At 70.0% G+C, this 15784-nt stretch carries 8 protein-coding genes; 3 read left to right on the forward strand and 5 right to left on the reverse strand.

The genetic code is table 11. The features are described from left to right. Positions 1-236 precede the first annotated feature (236 nt). Both VF584_11485 and VF584_11490 read right to left on the reverse strand, forming a co-directional pair. A complete protein-coding gene (locus VF584_11485) occupies positions 237-1523 on the reverse strand; it encodes an amidohydrolase family protein (GenBank protein ID HEX8210790.1) in 1287 nt (428 codons plus the stop codon). Then, the gene (locus VF584_11490) at positions 1520-2968 is read right to left on the reverse strand and encodes an amidohydrolase (protein HEX8210791.1); all 1449 of its coding nucleotides are present in this window, start codon (positions 2966-2968) and stop codon (positions 1520-1522) included. Before VF584_11490 ends, VF584_11485 begins: the two co-directional genes overlap by 4 nt. Positions 2969-3286: 318 nt before the next feature. Here VF584_11490 and VF584_11495 point away from each other — a divergent pair, with 318 nt between their 5' ends. Continuing rightward, positions 3287-3868, forward strand: coding sequence for a hypothetical protein (locus tag VF584_11495; protein ID HEX8210792.1), 582 nt, complete (start codon positions 3287-3289; stop codon positions 3866-3868). Between the two features lie 450 nt (positions 3869-4318). Here VF584_11495 and VF584_11500 read toward each other — a convergent pair whose 3' ends face one another. From VF584_11500 to uvrA, 3 genes are all read right to left on the reverse strand, one after another. After that, positions 4319-5500 carry a S8 family serine peptidase gene (locus VF584_11500; protein HEX8210793.1) on the reverse strand — a complete coding sequence of 394 codons (1182 nt, stop codon included), beginning with the start codon at positions 5498-5500 and terminating at the stop codon, positions 4319-4321. 383 nt (positions 5501-5883) lie between these two features. Beyond that, on the reverse strand, positions 5884-7059 hold the full coding sequence (locus tag VF584_11505) for a S8 family serine peptidase (protein ID HEX8210794.1): 1176 nt from the start codon (positions 7057-7059) through the stop codon (positions 5884-5886). Positions 7060-7393: 334 nt separating this feature from the next. Beyond that, on the reverse strand, positions 7394-10264 hold the full coding sequence (gene uvrA / locus VF584_11510) for an excinuclease ABC subunit UvrA (protein HEX8210795.1): 2871 nt from the start codon (positions 10262-10264) through the stop codon (positions 7394-7396). A 447-nt stretch (positions 10265-10711) separates the two neighbouring features. Here uvrA and VF584_11515 point away from each other — a divergent pair, with 447 nt between their 5' ends. Both VF584_11515 and VF584_11520 read left to right on the forward strand, forming a co-directional pair. Next, the gene (locus VF584_11515; GenBank protein ID HEX8210796.1) at positions 10712-14038 is read left to right on the forward strand and encodes a SusC/RagA family TonB-linked outer membrane protein; all 3327 of its coding nucleotides are present in this window, start codon (positions 10712-10714) and stop codon (positions 14036-14038) included. A 35-nt stretch (positions 14039-14073) separates the two neighbouring features. Next, positions 14074-15753: a hypothetical protein gene (locus VF584_11520; protein ID HEX8210797.1), complete on the forward strand. Its 1680-nt coding sequence runs from the start codon at positions 14074-14076 to the stop codon at positions 15751-15753. The last annotated feature ends 31 nt before the right edge of the window (positions 15754-15784 follow it).

A 15784-nucleotide genomic window follows, 5' to 3' on the forward strand; every position in this document is an offset into this window, starting at 1 on the left:
GTCCGCCTCCGCGGACTCCGGGTCCAATGCCGGTTTTCTTGAGCCTGCTTTAGCCGCCTTCCCGTCGTTCCAGCCGGGGGATTCATCTCCCGGCGACGCGGGCCCCGGACGCCCGCCGCAGACCGCCCACAGAAAACCGGCCCGCCGCGAACCTCTCGCGGCGGGCCGGTTTTCTTGATCCCTCATCCCTCATCCCTCATCCCTAATCCCTGATCCCTATTCCCTATTCCCTCCCGTCACGGATACGTCCGCCGCGTCTCGTCCAGCGACTTGTACCGGTCGCGCAGCAGCGTCTCGCGGCTGACGAGGGGGACCTCCTGGCCGCGGATGAAGACGTGGTTCACGTTGGTCAGCAGCTCCAGCGGGTCGCCGTCCCACACCACCACGTTGGCCACCTTGCCCGCCTCCAGCGAGCCGTAGCGGTCCGCCACGCCCCAGATCTGCGCGGGGTACAGGGTGACGGCGCGGAACGCCTCGGCCCAGGGGAGGCCGTAGGCGACGGCGTTGCCCGCCTCCTGGCGGAGGGTGTACGCACGCCACGTCTCGCCGCTGGTGAGGGCCAGCTGCACCCCCGCCCTGCGCAGCCGTGCCGCGTTCTCGTACGTGGCGCCCAGCGACTCGAAGCTGCCGGGCAGGTTGTTGAGCACCTTGACCAGAACCGGCACCCGCGCCCGCGCCAGCTCCTCCGCCACCATCCACGCCTCGGTGCCGCCGGTGATGATGAGCCGCAGGTTGTACTCGCGGGCGATGCGCAGCGCGAGCTGGATGTCGCTGGCGCGGTGCGCCTCCACCACGAGCGGCTCCCGCCCGGCGAGCACCGGCTGCAGCGCCTCCAGGTCCAGCCTGCTCACCGAAAAGTCGCGCGTTTCGCCACGCTCGAAGCCCTGCCGGTTGCGGGCGTAGGCGCGGGCGTCCTCCAGCACCTCGCGCAGACGCATGGAGAGCGCGCCGCGCGGCCCGCCCACCGCGCCCCGGGCGTTCTCGCTCAGGCTGGCGTACATCCCGATCGGCGAGACCACCGTCATGTCCTCCACCCGGTTGCCGGCCAGGTCGATCATCGCGCCCCGCCCGGAGATCAGGCTCCCGGACGGCCGGGTGATCGCCGTGGTGACGCCCATGATCCGTACGATGGGAACCACCATGCTGCGCGGGTTCAGCCCCTCGGTCACCGTGAACGCGGCCTGCACCTGGTCGTCCGAGTCGCGCCGGGAGGTGACGTCGCGGATCTCCGCGTCGTTGCTCTCGCTGATGGAGCCCACCTCTGTGATCCCCAGGGTGGTGCTGCTCTCGATGAAGCCCGGGGTCACCCACTTCCCGCGAGCATCGATGCGGCGAGCCCCGGCGGGGATGGCGACGTTCGCCCCCACCGCGGTGATGCGCCCGTTCTGGATGACGACCGTGCCGCCACGGATGGGAGTGCCGTTCGCCATGTACACGTCGCCGCCCACGATGGCGACGGTCTGGGCGGCGGCCCCGGAGGCGGCGAAGCAGAGCGCCGCCGCGCTGAGAAGGATGCGGTTCATCGTACGGCCTCCGCCGGAAAGAGACCCACCTCGAAGTCGGTCCGCGGCTGGCGGTTCCGGTTCATGCGGTCGTAGATCAGCGCGCCATCGATGAAGACCTGGTCCGCCCGCGCGTAGACGCTGAACGGGTTGTGGCTCCAGACCACCACGTCGGCGTTCTTCCCCGTCTCCAGCGTGCCCACCCGGTCGTGGATGCCGAGCGCCCACGCGGCGTTGTAGGTGATCCAGCGCAGCGCGTCGTTCTCCGACACCTGGATCCCGGCGGCGCGGCCGGCCTGCATCGCCTTGGCCGCTTCCTGGTTCAGCTTCTGAATCCCCGTGGGGTCGTCCGAGTGGACGATGGCGATGCCGCCCGCCTGGTGCACCATGGCGACGTTGGCGCGGGTGAAGTCCAGCGCCTCCAGCTTGAAGCCGCCCCAGTCCGCCCACAGCGAGCCGCTGATGCTGTCGCGCGCCATCAGGTCGCGCACCTTGTACGCCTCCACGCCGTGGTGGAAGGAGCGGATGCGGTAGCCGAACTCGCGCGCCAGGTCGATCATCTGCGCCATCTCGTCGCCCCGGTAGCAGTGGTTGTGCACCAGGATCTCGCCGCGCAGCACCCCCGCCAGCGTCTCCAGCTCCAGGTCGCGCGTGGTGCCGCCCGCGGGGCCGCCGGGAGCCGAGCCCTGCCGCCCCGCCGCGGCGCCGGTGCCCGACGCCGTGCCCTCGCGCGCCTCCGAGTCCGTCTTGCGGCGGTACTCGGCGGCCCGGATCCAGGCGGCGCGGTAGCCCGCCATGTTCCCCATGCGCGTGGCGGGGCCGCCGCGGGTGCCGTACACGCGCTTGGGGTTCTCGCCGCACGCCATCTTCAGCCCGTACGGCGCGCCGGGAAACTTCATCCCCTGCACCGTGCGCGACGGCACGTTCTTGAGCGTCACGCTCCGCCCGCCGAACAGGTTGGCCGAGCCGGGAAGGATCTGCATCGTGGTGACGCCGCCCTCCAGCGCGCGCGTGAAGCCGGGGTCGTGCGGCCACACCGAGTGCTCGGCCCACACCTCGGCGGTGTTGGGCTGCGTCGCCTCGTTGCCGTCCGAGTGGGCCTGCACGCCGGGCGAGGCGTAGACGCCCAGGTGCGAGTGCGTGTCGATGACGCCGGGGGTTACCCAGCGCCCCGTCACGTCCACCACCGTCGCGTTGGCGGGGGCGTCGACGGTGGCGCCCACCGCGGCGATGCGGCCGTCCACCATCAGCACCTGGCCATTGGGGATCACCTGCCCGGCGGCGGTCATCACCGTGCCGCCGCGCAGCAGGGTGGCGGTGGAGGGGAAGGGCCGATAGGTGGAGGGGTAGGCCTGCGCCGTCCGGGCGGCCTGGGTTTGCGCTTGCGGGGCGGGCTGCTGGGCCGCCCGCCCGGTGGCGCACCCCGCGGCCGTCACTAGGACGAGCGCGGACAGGGCACGTTTCATCGCATCCACTCCTTCAACGGGAAGCGAACAGGTGCGGCCTCGGTGGGCCGCGGGACCGGCGCGGAGCCGGGGTTGTCTGGTCTGGCGAAGATTTAGCAGGCGCGCCGCACACGCGGCAAGGGCGAGCGGGTGTCCTCCGCCGCGGTACGGGGGCGTCCCCCCGCGCGGACAGGGGTGCGGGGACGCGACGGTGCAGTTGAGGGCAAAAGCATGATTCTGCTTAACTATTTGGGATTTCGGGAGTTGGCGGCCGTTGTGGCATCGTGCTTGCCTTACACCGGGCCAAGCGGTGGACCGATCCCGAACCGGAGCATCAAGATGAAGAGCAGCAAGCTGAACCTGTCGGCCTTTGTGGCGCTGGCCGCCATCCTTACGGCGTCGCCGGTGCTGGCGCAGGGGAAGGGGCACGGCAACGACAAGCGCAACGACCGTCCGCGCCAGGAGGCCCGCCGCGACCGTGACGACGACCGCTACGAGCGCGAGCGGCGCGACGAGACCCGCTTCGAGCGGCGTGAGGGCCGCGCCGTACCGCGCGGCTGGTGCCAGGGGCGCGGCAACCCGCACAACACCGCCCGCAACTGCGGCTACCGCGGCGACCTGAACCGCGTGTGGCGTGATGGCGGCGGCGTGCTGCGCGACCGCAACGGCCGCGTGATCCTGAGCGACGGCCGCGTGTACGACGACCGCAACCGCTCCAACACCAGCTACGGCACGAACGGCAGCTACGGCTCCAACAACGGCTCGTACGAGGCCCGCCACGCGGACTTCCACCGCTGGCACGACCAGCAGTGCCGCGATCGCGCCGCCCAGTCGAGCGGCATCAGCGGACGCATCCGCGTTGCCGCCGCCTGCAAGGCCGAGCACGACCAGTGGCACAACCAGCAGGGCACCCGCCACTAAGCGGAAAGCCCTGAACGAAAGAGGCCCGGGCGCTCAGCGCCCGGGCCTCTTTCGTATTGCCTGTGCCCACATGATCGTAGGGGCGTGATTCATCACGCCCACCTTCTCCCCCACCTCGACCACCGCCCCTCCCACCGAACCGGTAGGGGCGGACCTGCGTGTCCGCCCGCCCTCGCCCCCGCCTACCCCCTCGTAGGGGCCGCCCCACGTGGCTGCCCGTGTCACGCAGGCGCGCCGCCGCCACTCTCCAGGAGCGAATGAGTTCGCCGCTGGAACCACGCGAAGTCCGCCTCCGCGGGTCAACGCCGCGTTTCTCGAGCCGGCTTCAGCCGCCTTCCCGTCGTTCCAGCCGGGGGCTTCAGCCTCCGGTGTGCCCCGCACCCATCTACGCAAGCTGCCCCTCCCCAGCAGTTTGGGGAGGGGCAGCGAGGAACGAGCGGGGAGAGGGTCTCAGTACGCCGAGAACAGCAGGTGGTTGTTGGTGGTGTTGGCGCTCTTCACCACGCTCTTGGTGGTGGCGGCGAACAGCGCGTCACGCACCTGCTGCGGCGTGGAGAGCGGGTTGCTCTGGAGGTACAGCGCCGCCACACCGGCCACGTGCGGAGTCGCCATCGAGGTGCCGCTGATCGTGTTCGTCTCCGTGGTTCCGGCGCCGATCCACGACGACGTGATCCCCGAGCCCGGCGCAAAGAAGTCCACGCAGGAGCCGTAGTTGGAGTACGAAGCCTTGGTGTCCGTGTTGGTGGTGGCGCCGATGGTGATCGCCTCCGGCACGCGGGCCGGCGAGTAGTTGCAGGCGTTCTGCGCCATGCCCAGGAGGTTGCCGTTGCCGGCCGCCACCGCGGTCGCCACGCCGTCGGCGATCAGCCGCTTCACCGCGTCGTCCACCACCGTGCTGGCGCCGCCGCCGAGCGACATGTTCGCCGTGGCGGGCGTGCCCGCGACGTGGTTGGCCGCCGCCCAGTCGATCCCCGCCACCACGCCGCTCCACGCGCCGGAGCCGCCGCAGTCAAGCACGCGCACCGCCACCAGCGTCACGCCCTTGGCGATCCCGTAGTTGGTGCCGCCCACCGTGCCGGCCACGTGCGTGCCGTGCCCGTTGCAGTCGTTGCTGTTCTGGCCGTCGGTGAAGGCGTCGAAGCCGGCCAGCGCGCGGCCGCCGAACTCCGAGTGCGCCCGGTCGATGCCGGTGTCGATGATGTACGCCGTGACGCCCACGCCGGTGTTGGTGTAGCTGTACGTGGTGCTGAGCGGTAGCGCGCGCTGGTCCGTGCGGTCGATTCCCCAGGTGGCGCCCGTCTGCGTGGTGCTGGCGGTCGCGATGCCGTCCTGCTCGATGTACCGCACGTTCGGGTTGTGCTGCAGGGCGTTGAGCTGCCCCGCGTTCAGCGTTCCCGCGAAGCCGTTGAGCGCCGCGCTGTAGACGTAGCGCGGGTTGACCCCGGCCACCGCCGCCACCGAGCGGGCGTCGGCCCCCTCGTTGAGTACCACCATGTACGATCCTTCGATGCTCTTGCCGCCCGCGGCCGAGAACACCGGGGCCTCGGGAGCACGGGCGCTGGTAACCACGTCGGAGCCGTCCGAGCAGGCGGCGAGAGTCAGGAACGGAAGGAGGGCCAGGCTGCGCTTCATGGGAACGACCTCTTATTGGGGAGTGTGTATCTGCGCGCGCTGCACCAGAATGGGCGGCGCTCGCACTACACCGTCGATGGACGGCACCCCATAAGGCACGGTCGGTGCCACATTTGTTTGCTGGTTAAGTGCTTGTAGCGAAGTTACTTACGGTTATTGTACGTTCGGGCTTCCGCACCATTGTGGTGCGCGGTCGCCCCACCATGCAGCACCTGGCCGCCGCCTCCCCGAACTGCACCCATGCAAAACGCGGAGACGCGGAGAAGCCTTCTCCGCGCCCCCGCGTGACACCGCCGTGAAGTGCCGCACCCGCCTGCGCAAGCCGCCCCTCCCCCAGCGGTGTTGGGAGAGGGGCGGCGAGGGCGCGCGGGGTGAAGCCCGGCTCAGTACGCCGTGAACAGCAGGTGGTTGTTCGTCGTCTTGGAGCTGGTCACCACGCCCTTGGTGGTGGCGGCGAAGAGCGCGTCACGCACCTGCTGCGGGGTGGCGAGCGGGTTGCTCTGCAGGTAGAGCGCCGCCACGCCGGCCACGTGCGGCGTCGCCATCGACGTGCCGCTGATCGTGTTGGTCTCCGAGTTGCCGCCGCCGATCCACGCCGAGGTGATTCCCGAGCCCGGCGCGAAGAAGTCCACGCAGCTGCCGTAGTTCGACCAGGTGGTCTTGGCGTCCGCCTTGGTGGTCGCGCCGATGGTGATCGCCTCGGGAACGCGCGCCGGCGAGTAGTTGCAGGCGTCCTGCTCACGGCCGCCCATGTTGCCGTTGCCGGCCGCCACGGCGGAAGACACGCCGTCCGCGATCATCCGCTTCACCGCGTCGTCCACCGTGGTGCTGGCACCGCCGCCCAGCGACATGTTGGAGGAAGCCGGAGTCCCCGCCGCGTGGTGCGAAACCACCCAGTCGATCCCCGCCACCACACCGCTCCACGAGCCCGAGCCCCCGCAGTCCAGCACGCGCACGCGGATCAGCGTCACGTTCTTGGCCACGCCGTACGTGCTGCCGCCCACAGTGCCGGCGACGTGCGTGCCGTGCCCGTTGCAGTCGTCGTTGCCGTCGGTGAACGCGTCGAAGCTGGAGGGCGAGATGCGGCCGGTGAACTCGCTGTGCCCGGTGTCGATCCCGGTGTCGATGATGTACGCGTTGACGCCGAGGCCGGTGTTGTTGTACGTGAAGGTGCCGCTCAGCCCCGAGCGCGCGTCGATGCGGTCCAGGCCCCAGGTGGCGTTCGACTGGGTGGTGGAGGCCGTCGCGATGCCGTCCTGCTCGATGTAGCGGACGTTCGGGTTGTGCTGCAGGGCGTTGAGCTGCCCGGTGTTCAGCGTGCCGGCGAAGCCGTTGACGGCCGCGCTGTACACGTAGCGCGGGTTGACCCCGGCCACCGCCGCCACCGAGCGGGGATCGGCGCCCTCGTTGAGGATCACCATGTAGGAGCCTTCAATCGCGCCGCCGGAGGCGGCCGACAACACGGGCGCATCGGACGGAGTCGCGCCGGTCACCACGTCGGAGCTGTCCGAGCAGGCGGCGAGAGCGAGGAACGGCAGGAGGGCCAGGCTGCGCTTCATGGGGACGACCTCGTAGCGAAAGGATCTTGCGGCGATGCACCAGAATGGGCACTCGCACTGCACCTCGGTGGACGGCCTCCCCACAAGGCACGTCCGGTGCCGCATTTGTTTCCGGGCTAAGTGCTTGTCGCGGATGGGTTTAGATTTTAGGCGCCCCGAAAAGCCCGCACCATTGTGGTGCGCTTCCGCCCCACCCTGTATCACCCGCACGTGCCAGTAGCTGATCCGCGCCGTCTCGCGAACTGCATCTGGAAACGAGAAGGCGCGGAGCCGCGGAGAGGCGCCTGAAGCCCTCCCCGCGTCTCCGCGCCTCCGCGTGAGACCTGCTGTTTGCTCAGGCCGCGCCCGCGCCGGCCCGCTCCAGCAGCGGAACGAGGTAGCGCCCCGTGACGCTCTCCGGCACGCGTGCCACATCCTCCGGCGTCCCCATCGCCACCACGAGGCCGCCGTCCGGGCCGGCGCCGGGCCCCAGGTCGATCAGCCAGTCCGCCGTCTTGATGACGTCCAGGTTGTGCTCGATCAGCACCACCGTGTGCCCGGCGTCCACCAGGTCGTCCAGCACGCGCAGCAGCTTGCGGATGTCGTCCATGTGCAGGCCGGTGGTGGGCTCGTCCAGCACGTACAGCTTCTTGCCGCCGCGCCGCGCCCCCAGCGCCAGCTCGCGCGCCACCTTGATGCGCTGCGCCTCGCCGCCGGAGAGCGTGGGCGCGGGCTGGCCCAGGCGCAGGTAGCCGAGCCCCACCTGCTGCAGGTGCCAGAGCGCCTGGCCCAGCCGGTCCTCGTGGATGAAGAAGCGGATCGCCTGGTCGATCGTCATCTCCAGCACGTCGCGGACGTTGCGCCCCTTGAAGCGCACGTCCAGCACCTCCGGCTTGAAGCGCGCGCCGCCGCAGATCTCGCACGGCACGAAGACGTCCGCCATGAAGACCATCTCCACCTCCACCTGCCCCTCGCCCTTGCACGCCTCGCAGCGCCCGCCCGTGACGTTGAAGGAGAAGTGGCCCGGCGTGAGCCCGCGCTGCACCGAGTCCGGCAGGGAGGCGAAAATGCGCCTGACTTCGTCCCATGCCTTGATGTAGGTGACCGGATTGGAGCGGGGGGTGCGGCCGATGGGGCTCTGGTCCACCAGGACCACTTCGCGGATGCCGCCGGTGCCGCTCATCCGCTCGTAGGCGCCCACCCCCTCGCCCATGTGCCGCTTGGCGCTCGTCTCGCCGCCGGAGAGCTCACGCTCGAGGGCGCGATAGAGGACGTCGTGGACCAGAGTGCTCTTTCCCGATCCGGACACGCCGCTCACCACCGTCAGCGCGCCCAGCGGGATCTCCACCGACACGCCGCGCAGGTTGTGCTCGGTGGCGCCCTCGATGCGGATGCGCGGGCCGCGCGTGGGGCGGCGCCGCTCCGGAATGGCGATCTCCTCGCGGCCGCTGAGGTAGCGGCCGGTGAGGGTGTCCGCGTGCATGATCTCGTCGAGCGTCCCCTGGAAGACGAGCTGGCCGCCCAGCTCGCCGCTCCCCGGCCCCAGCTCCACGATGTGGTCGGCCATGCGCATGGCCTCGGGGTCGTGCTCCACCACCAGCACGGTGTTGCCGCCCTCGCGCAGCCGTACCAGAAGGGCCAGCAGCCGGTCGTTGTCCGCCGGGTGCAGGCCGATGGTGGGCTCGTCCAGCACGTACAGCGTATCCACCAGCCGGCTCCCCAGCGCGTTGGAAAGGGAGATGCGCTGCGCCTCGCCGCCGGAAAGGGTGCGCGTCTGCCGCTCCAGCGTCAGGTAGCCGAGCCCCACGTCGTTCAGGAAACCGATTCGTGACTCCAGCTCCTTGAGGATCGTCTCGGCTATGCCGCGCTCCTGCTCGGAGAGGAGGGCGGGGGGGCACTCCGCGCCGCCGCCGGAGGGAACGGCGCCGCGCAGCGACGCCGCCCAGGGCCGGAGCTGCGCCAGCGGCAGCTCCGAAACCTCGGCGATGGTGCGCCCCGCCACGCGGATGCGCAGCGCCTCCGGCCGCAGCTTGGCGCCGTCGCACAGCGGGCAGGTGCGCGCGCTCTGGTACTGGCGGATGAAGACGCGGATGTACGCCTTGTAGCGCTTCTCCTCCAGGTCTTCAAAGAAGTCGATGACGCCCTGGAAGCCGCGCACCCCGTGCAGCACCTTGTGCCGGAACTCCTGCGGCAGATCCTGCCACGGCGCGTCTACCGAGACGCCTTCCTTGCGCGCGAAGTCGGCCAGCTTCTTCCGCTTGGCCTCGTAGCGCGGCATCCGCCAGGGATCCACGGCGCCCTCGGCGAGCGAGCGGGCCGGGTTGCACACGATCAGCGACTCGTCCAGCCGCAGCACCGCGCCGAAGCCGGTGCACTCCGGGCAGCTCCCGTACGGGTTGTTGAAGGAGAAGAGCTGCGGCGTGGGGTTGGCGAACTCGATCTCCGGGTGCTCCGGGCAGCGGAAGCGGTCGGTGAAGCGGAGCGGCTTCATCCCCACCGGCACCACCACCGCCTCCCCCTCGCCCTCGGTGAAGGCGGTGCCCAGCGAGTCGGCCAGGCGGCCGGACTGCTCGGCATCCACCTTTACGCGGTCCACCACCACCAGCAGCTCGCCGGCCGCGGTGAGGTCGGTGCCCGCGGGGAGCTCGTCCAGGTGCATCTCCGCGCCGTTCGCCAGCACGCGCACGAAGCCCAGCGCGCGCAGGTTCTCCACCACCAGCGCGTGCGTCACGCGGGCGGAAAGGGGGAGCGGAAAGCACACCATGGCGCGCGTCCCCTCCGGAAGGCGCAGCACCGCGTCGGTGGCGGTCTGCACGCTGTCTGGCCGGATCTCGCGGCCGCAGGGAAGGCCGGGATGCCCGGGGCAGTAGGTGCGGCCGACGCGCGCCCACAGCAGCCGGAGGTAGTCGTAGACCTCGGTGGCCGTGCCCACGGTGGAGCGGGAGGTCTTGGTGGGGTTCCGCTGCTCGATGGCCACCGCCGGCGAGATGCCGTCCACGCGGTCCACGTCCGGCTTCTCCATGCGGTCGAGGAACTGCTTGGCGTACGTCGACAGCGACTCTACGTAGCGCCGCTGCCCCTCGGCGTACACCGTGTCGAAGGCGAGCGACGACTTCCCCGACCCCGAGGGCCCCGTGACCACGATCACCGCGCGGCGCGGGAGATCGAGGTCCAGGTTCTTGAGGTTGTGCTGCCGGGCCCCACGGATGACGATGCGATCTTTCATAGAACCGAAATCATACCGAACGGAGCCGCCGATGTAAAGCTCGTGCCGGACGGCCGTTGCGCCGCCGGAGGGAGGGCATCCGCGGGTCTGTGCAAAGTTCGTTCAATCGCCGATTCCCTCCGTGTCACAGACGGGTCTTGACGCGTTGGGGGGGTGCCGCTAACGTACCGCTAACCTCCCAGTATGGTACGAGTTCCCGTATCAGTCTAGCCCAACAAGCCCCATCTGTTTGTTCGGAGAGCGGCCCCCCGGGCTGCCTCCATTGTTTCCCCCCCCAACGATCTCTGCCAGGAGGTCAACGGCACCACACCCCTCTCGTAGCGCCACGCGCCGGCAGCATCTCCATCCGTCGCAGATCACACCGTGCGCAGGGTCCCGGCAACCGCCGCGACCAAACCGAAACCGACCGCCGGCACACAGAGCCGGCGCGTTCCAGGAGGACGTGGAATGAAAACAACCCGTTGGCTTTTCGCGGCGGTGGTCGCCGCAGCCACGGCGTCCGCTCCGCTGGCAGGGCAGGAGCCCGCCACCGTGACCGGACGTGTGACGAACTCGGCGGGCGCGCCCGAGAGCGGCGTGACCGTGCGCATCAACACGCTCGGCATCAGCACCGCCACCACCGCGAACGGCACCTACCGCCTGGTGATCCCCGCGGGCCGCCTGCGCACCGGCCAGCAGGTGGCGATCTCCGCCTCGCGCGTGGGCCTCGCGCAGTCCACCCGCACGGTGACGCTGAGCCCCGGCGCCAACCTGACCCAGAACTTCCAGCTCGGCACCGACATCCTTGAGCTCGAGGGGATCGTGGCCACGGGCGTCAGCGGCGGCGCCACCGAGCGCGCCAAGGTGCCCTTCACCGTGTCGCGTGTGGAAGCGTCGCAGATGCCGGTGCAGGCGGTCAACCCGCTGAGCCAGCTGCAGGGCAAGGTGCCGGGGGCGAACATCGCCACCGTGAGCGGCCGTCCGGGCGTGGCGCCGCAGGTGCTGCTGCGCGGCCCCACCTCCATCAACGCGTCTGGCCGCAGCCAGGAGCCGCTGTACATCGTGGACGGCGTGGTGCTCAGCGGGAGCATCGCCGACCTCAACCCGGCGGACATCGAGAGCGTGGAAGTGGTGAAGGGCGCGGCCGCCGCCACACTGTACGGCTCGCGCGCCGCCTCGGGCGTCATCAGCATCACCACCAGGCGGGGCAAGGAAGGCGGCGTGCGCTTCAACGCGCGCTCCGAGTACGGCGTCAACGACGTGGAGCGCGACTTCGGCATCGCGCGCAACCACGCGTACCTCATGGACGAGACGGGGACGCGCTTCTGCGCCATCGACCCGTACGGCTCCAGCAACGTCTGCTCGCGCACGCTGGACTACCGCGCGGAGCAGGCCCGCATCAACAACGCGCCGGGCGACTTCGCGCTGAGCCCCGCCGGCCTTCCGGTGGACCCGGGCTCGTCGATCGCGGGCGACGTGCTGCGCCGCGCCTTCGTCTCCAGCCGCTACCCCGGCACCACGTACAACGCCGTGGACCAGCTGGTGGACCCGAAGCCGCTCATGCTGAACGACTTCTCCATGTCCGGCCGGTCGGGGTCCACCTCGTTCTTCGCGAGCGCGGGCCACACCAAGCAGGGCGGCGCCATCATGGGGCTGCAGGGCTACGAGCGCGGCAACGCGCGCGTGAACCTGGGGCACCAGATCAACAACCAGTGGTCGGTGGACCTGAACACGTACATCAGCCGCAGCACGCAGGACGGCTTCAACGCCGAGGAAGGGAACGGTCCGTTCTTCCGCCTCACGCGCGTGCCGGCCTCCAACGACATCACGCAGCGCGACACGCTGGGCCGCCTCTTCATCCGCCCGAACCTCGGCAGCGGCGGCACCCAGAACGAGAACCCGCTCTACTTCCTTGAGAACAGCGAGCGGATGGACGTGCGCTGGCGCTACCTGCTGGGCGCCACGGTGAAGTACGCCCCGGTGGAGTGGCTGGAGTCCGACGCCAACTTCAGCGTCGACCGGCTGAACACCACCTACGAGCAGTTCGCCAACAAGGGCTTCCGCACGCCCACCTTCAACGAGCTGACCAACAACGGCCTCGTGTACAACGGCGTGCGCAACGACCAGTCGATGAACGGGAGCGCCGGCATCACGCTGCGCCCGGACATCTGGTCGAAGCTCAACACCCGCATCACGGGACGCTGGCTGTACGAGCAGCAGGACTTCGACAACCGCAACATCACGGGGCGCTACCTGCGCGTGGAGAACGTCCGCGCGGGCGCCAACGCCACGCAGCAGCTCGCGATCGTCTCGGCCGAGAACAGCACGCGCCAGATGAGCTTCTCGGGCGGCGCGTTCCTGGACTTCCTGGACCGCTACACCTTCGACTTCGCCGTGCGGCGCGACGGCAGCTCGCGCTTCGGCGAGGACAACCGCTGGCAGACGTACGGGCGCGCCTCCGCGGCGTGGCTGATGGCCCGCGAGAGCTGGTTCCCGTCGGAAGTCATCAGCGCCTTCACGGTGCGCGGCTCGTACGGCACCGCCGGCAACGTGCCCTCCTTCGCGGCGCAGTACGAGACGTTCTCCATCGGCGCGGGCGGCGCCCTGCTGCCGGCCACGCTGGGCAACGCGCAGCTCCGCCCCGAGGTGGTGACAGAGCGCGAGGTGGGGCTCGACGTGGAGCTGCTGAACCGCTTCGGCCTGACGCTGGGCTACGCCAACTCGCTGTCCAAGAACCAGATCCTTCCGGTTCCGGTGTTCGCCGCCAGCGGCTTCCCCCAGCAGTGGCAGAACGCGGGCGAGCTCCGCAACAAGACCATCGAGGCTTCGCTCTCGCTGCCGGTCATCCAGGGGCGTGAGCTCACCTGGACGAGCCGCGTGAACTACACGCGCAACCGGGCCGTCGTGGAGAAGCTGTACGTGCCGCCCTTCAACATCGGCACGGATCAGCAGGGGACGAACACCATCATGCGCATTGAGGAAGGGGTGCGGTACGGCACCTTCTACGGGCGCGAGTTCATGACGCGCTGCGACCAGCTTCCGGAGTCGTTCCGGAACCAGTGCGGCTCCCCCACCAGCGCCTTCCAAACGAACAGCGAAGGGTACCTGGTGTGGGTTGGCGCGGGGAACAACCCGGGGATGGGCATCACCAACAACATGTGGAACGCGGTGCTTCCCGCCGGCCAGGCCCCGTACGGCGTGCAGACGTCGTGGGGGATGCCGATGGTGATCCGCGACGCCAACAACTCGCCGGAGCAGCGGCCTCTGGGCCACGCGCTCCCGGACTACCGCATCGGGGTCGCGAACACCTTTGAGTTCCGCAGGCTGGCGGTGTACGGGCTGGTGGAAGGCGCCTTTGGGCAGAGCGCGTACAACCAGGGGCGCCACTGGTCGTACCTGGACTTCCTCTCCAAAGACGCCGACCAGGCCGGCGTGGGCGTGGATGAGGCCAAGCCGATCGGCTACTACTACCGTGCGGGCGACACCGGCGGGATCGGCGGGTTCTACGACGTGCTGGCGGCCAACAGCCGCTTCGTGGAAGACGCCAGCTACGTGAAGCTGCGCGAGGTCTCGGCGTCGTACCGCCTGGGCCGCGTGTTCGGCAACCGTGGCTCGTGGACGATCAGCGCCGTGGGCCGCAACCTGAAGACCTGGACCGACTACCGGGGCTTCGACCCCGAGGTGGGCCTGAACAGCACCGAGAGCCAGTCCGGAAGCGGGCTCGTGAACGCGATCGACGCCTTCACCTTCCCGCAGCTGCGCTCCGTTTCGTTCGTCGTCAGCACCAACTTCTGATGCCTACTCCCATGCGGAAGGAAGGAGTACCGCAAATGCGATTGATCCGGTACCTGATGGGAGCCACACTCGCCGTGGGCCTGGCGGGATGCAGCGACATCCTCGATGTGGACAACGAGAACAACCCCGACCGCGGCCGCGTGCTGGGCTCGCCCAGCGACGTGCAGAGCCTCGCGTCGGCGCAGTTCCAGTCGATCAACAACGCCACGCTGGGCGGCAACGCCCGCACCCACATCGGGATGCTGGCGATGGCGTTCGAGACGACCGCGCTGCTGGGCAACAACGGCCTGGTGCGCGGCAACCTGCCGCGCCAGGGGATCGACAACGCCCGCGGCGCGCAGTACCAGGACGAGAACTTCCAGGACTTCTCCCGGCTCTCGTCCGTCGCCCGCAACTCGTCGGACATCCTGGCCCGCATCAAGGGGTCCGGATTCGCGCTGACCGGGGCGAACGCCGCGGGCGACCTGAACCGCCTGAAGGCGTGGGCGCACTTCACCTACGGCGTGTCGCTGGGCAACCTGTCGCTGACCTACGACTCGACGGGGGTCCCCCGGCCGACCGACGCCGCGCAGGACGTTGCTCCGCTGGAAGGGTACCAGGCGGTGAACGCGTACGCGCTGGCGCAGCTCGACTCGGCGCTGGTGTACGCGGGCATGGCCGGCACTTCGCCACTCCCGGCCGCCGGGTGGCTGAACGGGGTGTCGGGCGCCGAGGTGCCGATGTCGCGCTTCTCCCAGGTGATCCGCTCCTACCGGGCGCGCATGCGTGCCGGCGTGGCGCGGAACCCCGCCGAGCGCAACGCCGTCGATTGGAACGCGGTGATCGCCGACGCCACGGCCGGCATCACGAGCGACCTGATGGTGTCGATGAGCCCCTCCGCCGGGTGGGACTACCGGTGGCTCGCGGTGGACCTGCACTACCGCGACAGCAACTGGCACCAGATGCCGTACTACATTATCGGCATGGCGGACGTGAGCGGCGGCTACGACAGCTGGATCTCCACGCCGCGCAACGCCCGCACGCCGTTCGTGATCGTGACGCCCGACCTGCGCTTCCCGCGCGGCGCCACGCGCGCGGCGCAGGTGGCGGTGGGCCAGGGTGCGCCGGCGACGAACCCGGCCACGGGCGACACCATCCGCCGCTACTTCCGGAACCGCGACCCTTCGCTGGACCAGGGGGCGAGCGGGTGGCAGGTGTCGTACTACGACCACTACCGCTTCCGCGCCTTCGCGTCGGCCTCGCGCATCGGCAACTTCCCGGTCTTCACGCGGGCGGAGAACGACATGCTGGCCGCCGAGGGGCACATCCGCCGCGGCAACATCGCGGCGGCGGCCACCCTCATCGACCGCACCCGCACCACCAGCGGGCTGCCGGCGCTCACGGGCGTGGTGACCACGGCCACCCAGCCGGTGCCGGGCGGGGCCAACTGCGTGCCGCGCGTGCCGGTGGGCCCCACCTTCACCACCACCTCCTGCGGCAACATCATGGAGGCGATGAAGTGGGAGAAGCGGATGGAGATCGCGTACACCACGTACGGCGCGTGGTACTTCGATTCGCGCGGGTGGGGTGACCTTCCCGAGGGCACGGCCGTCCACTGGCCGACGCCCACCCAGGAGCTGGACGCGCGCCGTCTGCCGATCTACAACGTCGGCGGCATCGGCCAGCCGGACGGTGCCGGTCCGAGCACGTACGGCTTCGGCTCGGGAGACAGGTAGGCGCCATGCCTGGAAGGCGATTGGAAGGGTT

It is taken from the genome of Longimicrobium sp. (assembly GCA_036389135.1).
Classification (GTDB): domain Bacteria; phylum Gemmatimonadota; class Gemmatimonadetes; order Longimicrobiales; family Longimicrobiaceae; genus Longimicrobium.